The 14,547-nt window shown below is 71.4% G+C and carries 10 protein-coding genes; 4 read left to right on the top strand and 6 right to left on the bottom strand.

Features of this window, described 5'->3' with window-relative positions:
- Positions 1-85: 85 nt before the first annotated feature.
- Positions 86-1,495, top strand: a complete 1,410-nt coding sequence (locus M4D54_RS06815; protein WP_259890769.1) for a beta-N-acetylhexosaminidase — start codon at positions 86-88, stop codon at positions 1,493-1,495.
- A 1-nt stretch (position 1,496) separates the two neighbouring features.
- Entirely contained in the window at positions 1,497-2,096 is a 600-nt protein-coding gene (locus M4D54_RS06810; RefSeq protein WP_193865263.1) for a LytR C-terminal domain-containing protein, read from the top strand.
- Positions 2,097-2,153: 57 nt separating this feature from the next.
- On the opposite strand, the gene M4D54_RS06805 is transcribed toward M4D54_RS06810, so the two are convergent.
- Positions 2,154-4,100 carry an Ig-like domain-containing protein gene (locus tag M4D54_RS06805; protein WP_259890768.1) on the bottom strand — a complete coding sequence of 649 codons (1,947 nt, stop codon included), beginning with the start codon at positions 4,098-4,100 and terminating at the stop codon, positions 2,154-2,156.
- A gap of 64 nt (positions 4,101-4,164) precedes the next feature.
- On the opposite strand from M4D54_RS06805, the gene M4D54_RS06800 reads away from it, so the two are divergent.
- Positions 4,165-5,664, top strand: coding sequence for a phosphotransferase (locus tag M4D54_RS06800; RefSeq protein ID WP_193865262.1), 1,500 nt, complete (start codon positions 4,165-4,167; stop codon positions 5,662-5,664).
- Here M4D54_RS06800 and M4D54_RS06795 read toward each other — a convergent pair.
- Positions 5,627-6,136 carry a hypothetical protein gene (locus tag M4D54_RS06795; RefSeq protein WP_193865261.1) on the bottom strand — a complete coding sequence of 170 codons (510 nt, stop codon included), beginning with the start codon at positions 6,134-6,136 and terminating at the stop codon, positions 5,627-5,629. The two genes, M4D54_RS06800 and M4D54_RS06795, sit on opposite strands and share 38 nt — an antisense overlap.
- 147 nt (positions 6,137-6,283) lie before the next feature.
- Positions 6,284-9,673 (bottom strand): ATP-binding protein, encoded by a 3,390-nt coding sequence (locus tag M4D54_RS06790; protein ID WP_193865260.1) that lies wholly within the window; start codon positions 9,671-9,673, stop codon positions 6,284-6,286.
- Between the two features lie 153 nt (positions 9,674-9,826).
- Between M4D54_RS06790 and M4D54_RS06785 the strand changes: the two genes are divergently transcribed.
- On the top strand, positions 9,827-10,876 hold the full coding sequence (locus tag M4D54_RS06785) for a hypothetical protein (protein ID WP_193865259.1): 1,050 nt from the start codon (positions 9,827-9,829) through the stop codon (positions 10,874-10,876).
- Between the two features lie 51 nt (positions 10,877-10,927).
- Here M4D54_RS06785 and M4D54_RS06780 read toward each other — a convergent pair whose 3' ends face one another.
- The 3 genes from M4D54_RS06780 to M4D54_RS06770 all read right to left on the bottom strand — a co-directional run.
- The gene (locus tag M4D54_RS06780; protein ID WP_193865258.1) at positions 10,928-12,865 is read right to left on the bottom strand and encodes an SIP domain-containing protein; all 1,938 of its coding nucleotides are present in this window, start codon (positions 12,863-12,865) and stop codon (positions 10,928-10,930) included.
- Positions 12,866-12,875: 10 nt separating this feature from the next.
- Positions 12,876-13,982: an iron chelate uptake ABC transporter family permease subunit gene (locus M4D54_RS06775; protein WP_311199684.1), complete on the bottom strand. Its 1,107-nt coding sequence runs from the start codon at positions 13,980-13,982 to the stop codon at positions 12,876-12,878.
- The coding region (locus tag M4D54_RS06770; protein ID WP_259890767.1) for an iron ABC transporter permease at positions 13,979-14,547 on the bottom strand (569 nt) is incomplete at its 5' end. The genes M4D54_RS06770 and M4D54_RS06775, both read right to left, overlap by 4 nt.

Raw genomic sequence — 14,547 nt, 5'->3', positions numbered from 1 at the left:
GAGACATCGGAGGTCTTCCCCGCGCCCTGATGTGACGTGGCAGACTTGGGGGATCCACGACCCGCGTCACCCCTCAGGAGAGACCATGCCCGACCCGCTCGCCCTCGTCCCGCTCCCGCAGTCCGTCATCTACTCCCACGGGGTCTGGGAGACGACGGATCCCTGGGCGGGGCTCTCGATCGGCATCAACGAGGACCTGCCTCGCACCGAGTACTCGCTGTCCATCTCCCCCAAGGGTGCGAACCTCTCCGCCGGCAGCGAGGCCGCCCTGGCCGATGGCCGCAACACCTTCGCGCAGATCGTCACCGGCAGCGGCGGCTCCATCCCCTGCGTGACCATCGTGGACCGCCCCAAGCACGCCTGGCGCGGCATGCACCTCGACGTCTCCCGCCATTTCTTCACGGTGCAGGAGGTGGAGACGATGATCGATGCGATGGCCCTGCACCGCCTGAACGTGCTGCACCTGCACCTGACCGACGACCAGGGCTGGCGCATCGAGATCAAGGGATACCCGAAGCTGACCGAGGTGGGCGCCTGGCGCGATCAGAGCCTGGTGGGCCACATGGGCGCCGACGAGGCCGACTGGCAGTACGACGGGGTGCGCCACGGCGGCTTCTACACCCAGGACGACCTGCGCGGCCTGGTGGACTACGCCAGCAAGCGCGGGGTGATGATCGTGCCCGAGGTGGACCTGCCCGGCCACATGCAGGCCGCTGTCGCCGCCTACCCGGAGCTGGGCAACAACCCTGCCCAGCAGATCGGGGTGCGCGAGGTGTGGGGCATCTCCGATCACGTGCTCGGCGTCTCGGACCAGGTGTTCGAGTTCCTGCGCGACGTGCTCACCCAGGTGGCCGACATCTTCCCGGCCCCCTTCTTCCACATCGGCGGGGACGAGTGCCCGACCGTGGAGTGGGAGCGATCCACCGAGGCCCGCACCCGCATGACCGAATGGGGCTACACGCGGGTCTCGGAGATCCAGGGGCGCTTCACCCAGTTCGCGTACGACGTGCTCACCGCGAAGGGCAAGCGCGTGATCGGCTGGGACGAGGTGCTGGAGACCCATCTGCCCGATGACATGGTGATCATGAACTGGCGCCACGGCAACGGGGTGAAGACCTCCACCGAACGCGGCTTCCAGACGGTCATCGCCAACAACGAGCATCTGTACTTCGACCACTACCAGGCCAGGAGCGAGGCAGAGCCCCTGGCGATCGGCGGGCACACCACCGTCAAGGACGTCTACACCGCCGCCTTCTCCCCCAAGAAGCTCAGTGCGGACGAGGAGAAGCTCGTGATCGGCCTGCAGGGCCAGCTGTGGACGGAGTACATCCCCACCCTGGAGCACCTGCAGTACATGGCCTTCCCCCGGATGTGCGCCGTCGCCGAGCGTGCCTGGGGCTCCCCCGAGCAGAGCTGGGAGGAGTTCGAGGAGCGGCTGCGAGGCCACCTTCCCCGACTGGACGCCTTCGGCATCCGGTACCGCCCCCTGGACTGACATGCCGCCCGAGCGTGAGGTCCATCCCTACGGGCGGTCTGCCGACGAGGTCCGCCGTCGTTCGCTGAGGACGCGGCGGACCCGTCGGCTGCGCATCACCCAGCTGATCGTCTTCTCGCTGCTGCTGGTGACGCTGGTGGCCATCGGTGCCTACGCCCTGCGCGAGCTGCGGGAGCCGCCGGCGGAGCCCGGGATGATCGCCCCGAAGACCCTGCGGTACGCGGGCGCGGAGCTGGTGTGCCCGGGCGCCGATGCAGTCCCCCTCTCCCCGACCGAGGTGCAGGTGACGGTGCTCAACGGCACCGGGCGCAGCGGCTTCGCGGGATCGATCACCGCGGATCTGGCTGAACGGGGGTACGCGACCGGGGATCCCGGCAACACCAGTCAGGCCAGCGGGCCGGCCGTCATCGTCCACGGGCCCGAGGGATACCTGGCCGCCCAGTCGCTGCTGGCGCAGGTGCCCGGGGCGCAGCTGCGCATGGACCAGCGGGAGGGAACCGGAGTGGACCTGCTGCTGGGCGACGGCTTCCCGGGGCTCGCGGCCCCGGAGGCGGCGCAGCAGGCGCTCGAACAGCCGGTGCAGCCACCCGAGGGCTGCTGAGTCCGGCGGTGCGCTGACTCCCGTTCGATCCGCCGACGGCTGGGGCCTGCATCCCGATCAGTCCTCCCAGAGGCGGCGGTCCTGCTCCATGCGGACCCCGATCCACATCGCCACCAGCCCGGCGAACAGCAGCAGCAGGACGACCGTCCCGAACACGATGGACGTGTCGCGGGAACCGGGCAGCAGCCCCGCCAGCAGGCTGTTGATGCCGCTGGGGTCGGTGCGGGGCTGCCCGCTCGCGGCGACGGCCGGATCCACGTCGATGGTCAGGGATGCCTGGGTGGGGATCCCGGTGCTGTCCCACACGATGTAGATGATCGGGGAGGTGCGCCCCACGAACCCGTCCTGCGGGGTGAAGGTGATGGAGCCGTTCCGCGCCACGGTGAACTCCCCTTCCGAGGGGATCACCAGACGCTCCCCGGTGGCGTCCCACAGCTCCCCCAGGTTCGTGGCGGACATGGAGCGGATCTGCACGGACTCCGGCCGCAGGGGCTGGGAGCCGCTGCCTGCGGTGTCGTTGGCCAGCACGTCCACCGTGATCGGCACGCCGGGCGCGGTGCGCTCCTCGTCATCGCGCGCCGTGGCGATCACCGGTGCGACCACCGCGGTCAGGGCCGCCTCCACCGGGTTGTCGGCGTACACGCCCTGCCCGACGATGCCGACCGGGGTGGACTCCCCCCGGAATGCGGCATCCGGCGTCATGGTGATCGTGCGCGCGTCCTCCTCGATCCTCCAGGTGCCCTCCCCCGGCTGGCGCAGCGTCAGCCCGTCGTTGGAGACGATCGCCTCGGCCGAGAGCGGCTCGGGATCGAAGCGGATCGAATCGGCGCGCACGTCCCTGACCCCCACCGTGAGGTCGAAGACCAGCGGCTCACCCGGCGGGGCCGACTGGGTGCGGTCCACCAGGATCGGATAGGCGGTGCTGAGCAGGGCGGGCGCGGCCTGCGCGCCCTCGCCATCGCCGCCCCGGATGCCCATCGGTGCCGCCTGGTCCACCAGCTCGCTCTCCGGGGAGAAGCGCACGGTGGCAGCATCGCGGTCCAGGGTCCAGGTGCCCTGCCCGGGCACCACCACCTCGGTCTCCGAGACAGCCTCGGCGTCATCACCGGGGGGCGGGTCCAGGACCAGGGTGGCGGGATCCACGAACTGCTGGGCCTCGCCCACCGAGTAGACGATGTCCTGGCCGAAGGGCGCCGAATGGTAGAGATCGGAGATCACGGGCACCGTGATCTCGACGCGACCGGTGGCCACCGGCCCGCCCTCCTCGTCGACCACCAGGTAGCGCACCGGATCGGGCTGCCGCCCCAGGCGCACCCCCAGGGGCTCGTAGGTGAGGGTCTCCCCGGACTCGGAGGTCAGCCATCGCCCCTGCTCCGGGATCATCAGACGGCTGCCGTCCCTCGTGGTGGCTGATCCGGGCGGGAGGCCGTCGAGCTGGAGCCGCGTGGCACCGCCCTCGGGGACCTCGTGGCCCAGGGCGACCTCGACCGGCTGCCCCGCCGAGCCGCGCCCCTCGTCGTCGACGGACTCCAGCAGGGCCGGCGTGAGCTGCGCGGGCTCGGAGCGGTGCCCGTGGATGCTCTCGATGGTCAGCGTCACGGGCTGCTCGGCGCCCGTCACACCGGAGTCCGGCGTGAACACCAGGTCACCGCCCACGAGCCCCCACGTGCCCTCGCCGGCCACGGTCAACGTGCGCGCGTCCTCCCCCAGGGACATCCGGGACGTCTGGGCTGCGGGGAGGTCGGTGGGGATGCCGAGCCGGGCCGTCCCGAGATCCAACTCGTCCTGCTGCTGATCCTCCAGCAGCGCGATCAGGGGCATGGCCGTGGCGGCGCCGGGCGCGATGCTGACGGTGCTGGTCTCCAGCGGCAGCTCGAAGGGCCCGCTCTCCCCGATGGCCGAGGCCGGAGCCGCGGGGCCGACCAGCAGCACGGCGCTCATCAGCAGCGTCGCGGCCCGCAGGGACAGGGCGCGACGGCCACCGGACGGCCTGGGCTCGAGCACCCGGCCAGCGTAGCAAGCAGCGCCTCGGGCCCTCCTGCTGCAGCGCACGCCATACAGTGGTCACATGGACGAGCACCGCTCCCCCGCACCTGAGCACTCCCTCGATCTCACCGACCTGCCCCCTCTCGGCGAGCTGCTGCCCTTCCTTGCCGAGCACCTGGCCGCCTGGATGCACTCCCAGCGCTGGTACGCCCACAAGGGGACCGGGGTGCCGACGGTCCGGCTGCTGGGGTGGGCACCCCTGCACGTGGCCGGTGACCATGTGGTGGTGGCCACCGTGATCGGCGCCGGGACCGAGACCGGCAGCGAGGCCCTGTACCAGGTGCCCGTCGTGCTGCGTCGTCCCGGCCAGGGGGCCACCGGCGAGGAAGGGGCGCAGATCGGTGTGCTGGCCGTGCCGGGCGGGCCGCTGCGAGCGGATGACGCCACCCGTGATCCCGACGGTCGCGCCGCCATGCTGCGCATGCTGGCGGCCGGCGCTGACGCAGCGGGACCGGATCTGCGGCTGAGCTCGCGCACCGTGGCCGGTGGCCCGTCGCAGGCCGATGGGGCGGCTGCGCCCGCGCAGGACGACGGAGCGCGCGGCTTGCCCGTCGGACCGGGTGCCTCCTCCCGCCTGCTGTCCGGGGAGCAGTCCAACACCTCGATGATCTTCGAGGCCGAGGGGGCGCGACCGGTGATCGTGAAGCTGTTCCGGGTGCTGCAGGACGGCGAGAACCCTGATGTGGTGCTGCAGGGGGCGCTCACCGATGCCGGCTCCACGCGGGTGCCGCCGGTGGTCGGCGAGACGCACCTGGCCCTGGGCGAGCTGCGGGCGCACGCACTGTTCGCACAGGAGTTCCTGCCGGGCGTGGAGGACGCCTGGCGCACGGCCCTGCGGCAGGCCGTGGCCGGGGAGGACTTCTCCGCTGCGGCCCGCAGGCTGGGCACCGCTCTCGCGGAGGTGCACCGGGACCTGGCCGCCGCGCTCGGCACCGTCCGTACCGATCGGGACGTCGCCGCCGCGATGGTGCAGCAGATGCGGGAGCGGCTGGACGAGGTGGCTTTGCAGGTGGCGGAGGTCGATGAGCACCGTGCTGCTCTCGAGTCCCTCCAGCGAGCGGCGCTGGATGCCTCCTGGCCTGCGATGCAGCGCATCCACGGCGATCTGCACCTGGGCCAGGTGCTGGCCGCGCCGGGACGGGGCTGGGTGCTGTTGGACTTCGAGGGCGAGCCGCTGCGGCCGTTGGCCCAGCGCTCCCGCCCGGACTCCCCGCTGCGGGACGTGGCAGGGATGCTGCGCAGCCTGGACTACGCGGCCGGTGCCGTGGCGCTCGAGCACGACAGGGACGTCACCGACTGGTCGAGCAGGGCCCGGGAGGCGTTCCTGGCCGGGTACACGCAGGGGGCGGGGATCCGCGCGGAGGACGCGTCGCTGCGGGTGCTGCTGGCGGCGTTCGAGGCCGACAAGGCGGTGTACGAGGCGCTGTACGAGGCGCGCAACCGCCCGGACTGGCTGCCGATCCCGCTGGGCGCCCTGGAGCGGATCAGTGCAGCGGCTGCGGCGGCGGGGTCAGCGGGCTGATCGGCGAGGCGGGGCTGGTGGTCCACAGCGGCCGCAGGGAGCCCGGCAGGAAGGGCATGCTGATCGCCCGCACGGCCACTCGCACCCCGATCACCACCTCCAGGCGCACCCCGTCGGGGTCCCGCCACACGACGGTGCGCACGCCGCTGTCCTCGCGGTCGTCCTGACGCGTCAGGCGCAGAGGTGCCACGGCGGAGTCCACGGCGTCCAGGAGGCGCTGCGATCCGCACTCGCTCAGGTCCGGGGAGCGACCTGCGATCAGCAGGGCGCTGACGTGGCACATCGTCTCCAGGCCGTTCCATGCCTCCCCCGAGGGGCGGTCGCGCTGGGGGCGATGGTCCTCGAACGTGCCGAGGCCGGGCTGCTCGTGCAGCAGGGCCTGGGTGGCCGCGGTGAGCAGCTCATGGATGTGGAGATGGGTCTCGTCCTGGGAGGCGATGGCATCGGGCGTCTTCGCCGGCAGAGCTGACATCCGTGTGCCCCTCCCCACGTGTGTCCCGGTCCGTCGATGCTTCCCCGTCCGGCCCGTCGGGCGCGCGCGAAACGGTTGGCGTCCAGGGTAGGCCCGCGGCCGCGATCTGCCGATGGGGAGAACTCCCCATCGGCGACCGCGGACCGCTCACGCGGGGACCGGCACGAACTCGATCGGGGCGACGGAGGAGTAGCGGTCCTGCCGGATCGAGACCACGCCGACCCCCCCGATGAACGGGGCCAGGGCCTGCGGGTTCTTGCCGGGATTGGCGAGCACCACCTGGAATCCGAAGTGACGGAAGGACTCCATCGCGGCGGTGATGAACTTCCCGGCGCCCTTGGAGAAGGCCTCGTCGATGATGATCGGGGCGTAGCGGGGCACGTCCTGCCCGGTACCGGCCAACTGGTAGCGCAGCGCTGCTGCGAGGCAGAAGGTGGCCAGGCGCTCGTTCTGGCCGCCGGAGAGCGGGCCGCCGGACTCGTGGGCGTGGACCACGGTGCCGGCGGCGTCGACCTCCTCGGCGTGGAAGTGGACGTGGCGGCGAACGTCGAGGATCGCGCGGGAGACCTGGTCGTCCTTGGTGCGGGCCGCGGAGATCAGGTCCATCAGGTGGCGCAGGGACAGGAACCGCTGCTCGGCCAGCTCCCGGTCGCGGCTGATGTCGTTCTGGGTGGTGTCCACGACCGCGTCCTCGAGAGCGCGCTTGAACTCGTCCAGCGCCGCCAGGTGCACGGGCCGCATGGACAGCTGCAGGTAGCGCCCCGCGTGGAACTCCACCTGGGCCAGCAGCGCGTTGATGCGCTGCAGCCGCTTGCGAATCTCGGCCGGCTCGCGGGCGATGGCGGTGGCCAGTGCCTGGACGTCGCCGAGGGTGTTGCCGGTGAAGAACTCGAAGAAGCGGTCCTCCACCTCGGGCAGCTTCTCCTCCTCGATGCGCTGCAGGATGGCCAGGAAGTCGTCGGCCGCCTCGAGGCTGGTGTCGGTGTCCCCGGCCTGGGCGGGCCAGCGGCGGGCGAACTCCCGCATGGCCGTGCGCATGTCCTCCTCGGCGCGGGAGGTGCGGCGGGTGAGGTCCATCAGCTCCGCGTCCAGGGTGGCCGAGGCGTCCTTGGTGACCTGGTCGATGGTGGCCAGCACCAGGGTGGGGGCGATCGCGGTGAAGCGCTCGGCGAGCTCCGCCTCCACCTCGGGGGTGAGGGTGCGCTCGGCGAGGCGGGAGCGGGCCTGGGTGAGGCGCTCGGCGGCGCGCTCGGCCTGCTCGCCGAGCTTGCCCGCGGTGCGCACCACGTCGAGCAGCTCCTCGTCGGCATCGGCGATGGCCTGCTCCACGTCGTCGATCTGCCGCGCCAGCTCGGTCAGCGCCGCGGAGCCGTCCTCGGCGGCGCGCACCATGTCGCGCAGGTTGGCGATGCGCCGGGCCACCGAGGCGGCATCGATGTCGTCCCAGGTGACGCCGCTGATGGCCTGGAGTGCGTAGAGGTGCTCGCGGCGGCGACGGCGCGCGGTCTCCACATCGGCGCGGCGGGCCTGGGCCTCGAACAGGGCCTGCTCGGCGCGGGTGCGCTCGGCCTCGAACACGGCGCGCTTGGCACGGTTGTCGAAGCCCAGCACCCATTGGGAGCGGTCGTTGATCTGCCGGTCGGCGTTCTTCTCGTGGCGGGTGGCGGAGTGCTTGATCTGCCCGGAGCGCAGCACCGCGCGAGAGAGGCGGGTGAACTCCTCGAGGGTCTCCGCGCAGGTGTAGTCCATGCGCGAGGCGATCTCGTGGCTGAGCCACACGTGGAACTCCCCGTCCTTGACGTCGAGCTTGGCGGCCAGGGAGCGCTCGTCGATGTTCTTGGCGGGCCGGCGCAGGTCGGTGTTGACGCGGTTGTAGGAGATGCGGCGGCGCAGCTTGGTGCGGTCGATGACCGCGGCCACGTCCCGGTATGCGCGCTCGGGCACCAGGATGGAGCGGGCAAGGCCCCTCAGGGCCTGTTCGGCGGCGGCGGTCCACTCCTCCTCACCGGCGCGCACCTGCAGCAGTTCGGCCGCGAAGGGCAGCTCGGTGGGGGCGATTCCCACCTCGGCGGCGATGTGGTCGCGCAGCGCCACGTCCTCGGAGTACAGGTTGGAGGCGCGAGCGGTGAGGGACTTCAGCTCCTGGCGGGTGTTCTCGAGGGTCGTCGCGAGGTCGCGCACCGCGGCCTCGGCGTCCCAGCGGGCGGCATCGGAGTCCTTCTCCTCGGCCTCGAGCTGCTCGCGGCGGGCGGTGACCTCCCGCTGGAGGGAGAGGAACACGTCCTCGCTGACGGGGGTGCCCAGCTCCACGGTGGCCAGCTGGGCGGCGAACTCGGTGCCGCGCTCGCGGCGCCGTTCCCGCTCCACCTCCAGACCGGCGATCTGCTGCTTCCAGTCGTCGATCTCGCCGCCTCCGGCCCGCTTGCGCTGCTCCTTGAGCTGGGCGAGGTCGGCGCGGGCCTCGGCGACGTCCTGGGTGAGGCGGCGCTGCTGGGCGCCGAGCCGGTCGCGCTCGAGCTGGAGGCGCTGCTCCTCATCCCCCAGCAGGCGCACCAGGTGCTGGGCGGCGTACACGTCGATGTCGGAGCGGCGGTCCACCAGTTCGCCGCCGCGGGTGCGCATGGCGGTCCATGCCTCGTGGTTCTCCCGCAGCCCCCGCAGCAGGTCGCGCTGCTCACGGGCGGTCACCAGCGCCTCGTACACCTCGGAGAGGTTGTGGAAGTTCGCCAGCGCCTGATCGGCCAGCTCGAAGGTGCGGGGGGCATCCAACATGTAGTCGCGCAGCAGGGCGTTGACGTCACCGAGCTCCTTGGCGGACTGGATCTTGTGCAGCAGCCCCAGGGCCTTCTCGTCGGGGATGCCCAGCAGCTGGCAGAACGCGGCGCGGTACTCGCGGAACTGGCGGAAGGTCTCGGTGCCCGGGTGGGCTGCCTCCAGGGACTTGCCCTCGATCTGGGTGGAGACGAACTGGCGCAGGTCGCTCACGTCCAGGGGCGTGCGGGCGATGACGTACAGGCTCTTGACGTCCGAGTCGGAGGTGTGCCCGGCGTGCAGCAGCAGCAGGCGGGACAGCTGCACGGTGCCGCCCTGGCCGTCGGAGTAGCGCAGCGTGATCACGGACAGGGTGGTCTTCTCGCGCAGCACCTCCTGGCTGAACTCACCGGTGGCCTGGTCGTAGTGCATGGCCCATGCGCCGCGCACGTAGCTGGCCACCGTGCGGCGGTACTTGGAGCGGGCCGGGCCCGCATCGGAGGCGGCGGCGTTGAACTGCAGGGTGCGCGGCGGCGTGAGCAGGGCGCTGATGGCGTCCAGGAGCGTGGACTTGCCGGTGCCGGGGCCACCGGTGAGGAAGAAGCCCTTGGGGGAGATCGCCAGGTCGTGGGTGCCGTGGAAGGTGCCCCAGTTGGAGACCTGGACGTGGGTGAGGCGCCACTGGCCGGGGTGCGGGTGCTCGGGGTCGCGCACGATGGCGTCGGCAGGGGCGTCCTGGCCTGCGCTCACGCCGGGCAGGTCGAGGGTCTCAGCGGTGGATTCCACCCCGGTAGGCTACCGGGCCGGCGGTTGTGAGGTCGGCCCGCGATCATCAAGACCAGTGGACGAACCCTCAGGCAAACCGGGAAGAACAGACTCCTATCCCCAATCCGCGGTTGTTGGTCGCGCTGCCCTGATGAGTCGCTTACGGTCGTGGCCATGAGCAAGCCCCCACAGATGAGCGCTCGCGCGCGCCTGCATCGCCATCGGAAGTCCCTCGCCTTCGGAACGCTCCTGATCGGGTTCGTCCTTCTGATCGGCGTGGCAGGGTGGTTCCTGATGCGTGCGGGCGGAGAGACCGACGCGGCAACCCAACTGGCAGGAGCACTGTTCCTGATGGTGTTCGCCGGCGGATCCCTGGGCGTCGTCGGGTTCGTGCTCCTCACAGTGGGGCTGCTGGGCGAGCGCAAGGCGAACAAGGTGAACCGCGTCGACTGGGCTCTCGCCGAAAGACTGGCGAACCACTGCGAAGCACTTCTGCAGGAACCTCCGCACATCGCCTACGTCGCGGAGAACGTCCAGGAGTTCACCCCGCACCGCCTGATCGAAGTCGAGAGACACTTCGACGAGCGCACCGCGGGTGACGCGAGGGGGGCGGCCATGCACCAGTTCTCCATGTTCGGATCGGCGGTGTCCGTGAGCCAGGCTGCGGGGAAGAAATCTGCGCTGACCGTCGGCGGATTCTCCGGAGCAGTCCGCGGACTATCGGATCTGCATCTCACGCTCGCTGCGACAACACGCCGTGACCTCATGGGGGATGCCCTGTTCGCGCTCTTCGAGACACGGGGCAGCGGAGGTCAACCGGATACGCTCCGCGTCACCGCGCTCTCGAACGGCGCGGTTCGCGATTGGATGCAGACTCTGGTCCATCAAACAGCGAACACATTCGGCATGGACACACACACCGGTGTGACCATCTCAGCCTATGCGGATCGGATCGCTGCACACTTCGCTCCGTCGGACGTCTCATATCTTTCCGACCGCTTGCATCTGATCGCCTCCCAGACCGCACGAGGAGATCAAACGACACCGCTCGTGATCCGTGGTATCCCTTCGGGCCGCGGTGCGATCGTCGCGACGAGCGCGCAGATCGATGGCCCGGATCAGGAAAGTCTTCGCGTGTTCCCGACGCGCTTCCCGGCGCTATGGGGCAACCGAGTGGGGACAGCCATCGCCGGAGACGGTCCCCGGGCCGAACTGTCCGCTTGAAACCTGAGCGCGACACACTCCGCAGCCTTTTGCCAGCAGCCCTTCGACTGGTCACATCTCCGGGCGGCCCTGACGCCAGTACCCCATGAAGGAGACCTGCCGCCGGTCGATGCCCAGTTCGGAGACCAGGTGGCGCCGCAGGCCCTTGATCACGCCGGCCTCCCCTGCCAGCCAGGCGTAGAAGGAGCCCTGACCCACGGTGGTCTCCCACAGGATGGTGGCATCGATGTCCACGTCCTCCAGCTCGGGATTCGCGGGATCCCCTCCCCCGCCCTGCTCGCGGAAGGCCTGCGCGTTCTCACACATGAGCCGACGCACCGCGGCATCCAGCAGCTCCCCGTGCGGGGCATCGCCGCGGACCAGCCAGGTGACCTGCACCCCGGAGCGGGTGAGCACCTGCTGCTGGTCGGACTCATGGCCCACCTCGATCACGGCGTGCCCGCTCATGGAGGGCGGCAGAGCCTCCAGGATGGAGCAGATCGCGGGCGCGGCGGTCTCGTCGCCGGCCAGCAGCAGGGTGCGGGCCGTGCCGGGGCGGAACTCGATTCCTCCGTACTCCGCATCGACCAGGTGCCGGTTCGGTCCCAGCACGTCGATCCGGTCGCCGACGGCGGCCTGCTGCGCCCAGCGTGCGGCGACCCCACGCCCGGGCCGCTGCTCCGGTTCGAGGTGGAGCACCATGTCCACGTCGAGCTCGGGGTGCTCGGTGAGGTTGCCGGGGTGGCCGGCGCCGCGCTGCTCGCGCACGGTGTAGGTGCGCAGCCATCCGCGGTCCTCGGGGTCGATCTGCAGCCACGTCCGGTACCAGTCGGTGGCCTGTGCAGGGTCCAGCTGCCCGCCGGGGCGGATCGAGGCGAAATGATCGGCCGACGGCCGGGGGCCGGGCACGATCAGCTTGATCCGCAGGTCCAGGGGGTGGCCGCCGGTGCCGAAGTGGATCAGTTCGGGTGAGGCGAAGGTGATCCGCACCAGGTTCTCGCCGAGAGGGCGCACTGCGGCGACGGTGAGGTCGAAGGCCAGCTGGGGGCTGTGCTCCAGCGCGGGCACCGTCACGGGTGAGGGGGCGGCAGTCTCGATGGTGGTCATGGCGTCCTCCGGTTCGGGGTCGACGAGGGGGTCAGGGGCATCGGTGGGAGCGGCCTGGGGCGGGCGGTGCGCGTCGGCTCCGCTTTCCTGTCCGGGCCGGGACTCGCCCAGTTCAGGCCGGGGGTCGAGCCCCAGGGGCAGCACCATCGGGGTGCCGGTGACGGGGTCGGGCAGCACCCGGGAGTCCAGGGCGAACACCTCGTGCACCATCTGCTCGGTGATCACGCGATCCGGGGTGCCCTGGGAGTGGATCTCGCCGCGGCGCACGGCCACCAGGTGATCGGCGTAGCGGGCGGCGAGGTTGAGATCGTGCAGCACGATGCCCACGGTGGTGCCGCGCTGCCGGTTGAGATCGCGGACGACGTCCAGCACCTCCAGCTGATGGGTGACGTCCAGGAAGGTGGTGGGCTCGTCCAGCAGCAGCACCTCGGTCTGCTGGGCCAGCGCCATCGCGATCCACACCCGTTGGCGCTGGCCACCGGAGAGCTCCTCGACCAGCCGGTCCTGCAGCTCATCGGTGCGGGTGGCGGCGAGCGCCTCGGTCACGGCCTGCTCGTCCTCAGCGGTCCATTGCTGGAACAGGCCCTGGTGCGGGAACCGGCCACGGGCCACCAGGTCCCGCACGCTCACCCCGTCGGGCGCGATGGGGCTCTGAGGCAGCAGGCCCAGTCGACGGGCCAGCTCCTTGCCGCGCAGCGCACGGAGGTCCTCACCGTCCAGGAGCACGGTGCCGGATCGGGGTGGGAGCAGGCGCGAGAGTCCCCGGAGCAGGGTCGACTTCCCCGAGCCGTTGGCCCCCACGATGATCGTGATGCGTCCTTCGGGCAGTGTCAGGTCCAGGTCGCGCACCACGTCACGGCGTTCGTAGCCCAGGTGCAGGCTGCGCGCTTCGATCAGGGCCATGGCGGGAGTGTCACCTCTCGTCTCGGGAGCCGGGGGTGCGGGTGAGCATCCACAGCAGGAACGGGGCACCCAGTGCGCCGGTGATCACACCGGCCGGCAGTGCGGTGCTGGGAACGGCGTTCTGACCGACGACGTCGGCGAGCAGCACGATCGCGGCCCCCATCGCGGCGGCCAGGGGGAAGCTGGGGCGGCCCAGCAGCATCCGCGCGAGGGGGCCCGCGAGGAATGCGACGAAGGACAGCGGCCCGGTGACGGCGACGGTGAGGGCCGACAGGGTGACGCCCACCAGGATCAGGCCGATGCGGGTGCGGGGCACCGACAGGCCGAGGCCGGTGGCCATGTCGTCGCCCAGCTGCAGGATCCGCAGCCGTGTCACCAGCACCATCAGCACCGGGACCAGGACCGCGAGGGCGAGGGCGAGCACGCGGGCGCGCTCCCAGGTGGAGGTGCTGAGCGAGCCGATCATCCAGTGCATCACGTCGCCGGCGGAGCGGGTACTGATGCGGGTGAGCAGGTAGCTGATCAGGGAATTGAGCGCTGCACCCACGCCGATGCCGACCAGCACGAAGCGGTTGTCCACAGCGCCGGCGGCTCCGGCGCGACCAGCTCCGGCGACCAGCAGGATCAGCACGGCCGTCCCCAGGCCGCCCAGCAGGGCGCTCCAGAACAGGGCGGCGCCGGTGGCTCCGAACACGGTCATCGCCACCACCGTCCCGGCGGAGGCCCCCAGGGTCACGCCGATCACGTCGGGGCTGGCCAGGGGATTGCGCAGCAGGGTCTGGAAGATGGTGCCGGACAGCCCGAAGGCGATCCCCGCCAGCACCGCGACCACGGCGGCGGGCAGGCGTGAGTCCATCACGATGAAGGAGATGCCGGGGACCTGCTCGCCGCTCAGCACGGCGAGGGCCTGGCCGGCGGTTACCACGGGGGTGCCCAGCAGAACCCGGGCCGCCATCGCGACCAGCACCAGGAGGGTGATCGCGCACAGGGTCCCGGCAGCGCGCCGACGGTCCCGACCGGGGCCGCGCGTGGGCGTGGCACGGCGGGCGGACGGGGCCCGGACAGGACCGGCGGCAGAAGACGGGGCACGGACGGGGCCGGCGGCAGGTCGCGTCACAGCCCCACCTGCCTGCGGGTGCGGATCAGCGCGATGAACACGGGCACGCCGATCAGGGCGGTCATCACGCCCACCTGGACCTCCGCCGGTGGCGCGATCACCCGTCCCACCACATCGGCCACCAGGATCAGCACCGGTCCCATCAGCAGTGCGACCGGCATGATCCGCCGGTAGTCCCCGCCGACGACCAGACGGGCGGCATGCGGCACCACCAGGCCCAGGAACCCGACCGGGCCGGCGAGCGCGACCGCCGCCCCGCACAGCAGCACGATCGCCGCTCCCAGCACTACGCGGGAGCGCGCGACATGGACCCCCAGGCCGACGGCGGCATCGTCCCCGAGCGCGAGGGCGTTGAGGGTCCCGGTGGCCAGCAGCACGATCACCACGCCCAGCGCCATGAACACGCCGACCGTGGCGATGTCGCCGAGACCGCGGGCGCCCAGGGTGCCCACCTGCCAGAACCGGAGACGATCCAGGGACTCCTGGTCCAGCAGGACCAGGGCATTGACCAGGGATCCCAGACCGGCGGTGAGAGCGGCGCCCGCCAGGGCGAGCTTGACGGGGG

Source organism: Brachybacterium sp. p3-SID1565, assembly GCF_025143785.1.
Taxonomy (GTDB): Bacteria; Actinomycetota; Actinomycetes; order Actinomycetales; family Dermabacteraceae; genus Brachybacterium; species Brachybacterium epidermidis.
The sequence above is the reverse complement of the archived record's forward strand: the minus strand, read 5'-3'. Positions and strand labels throughout refer to the sequence as shown.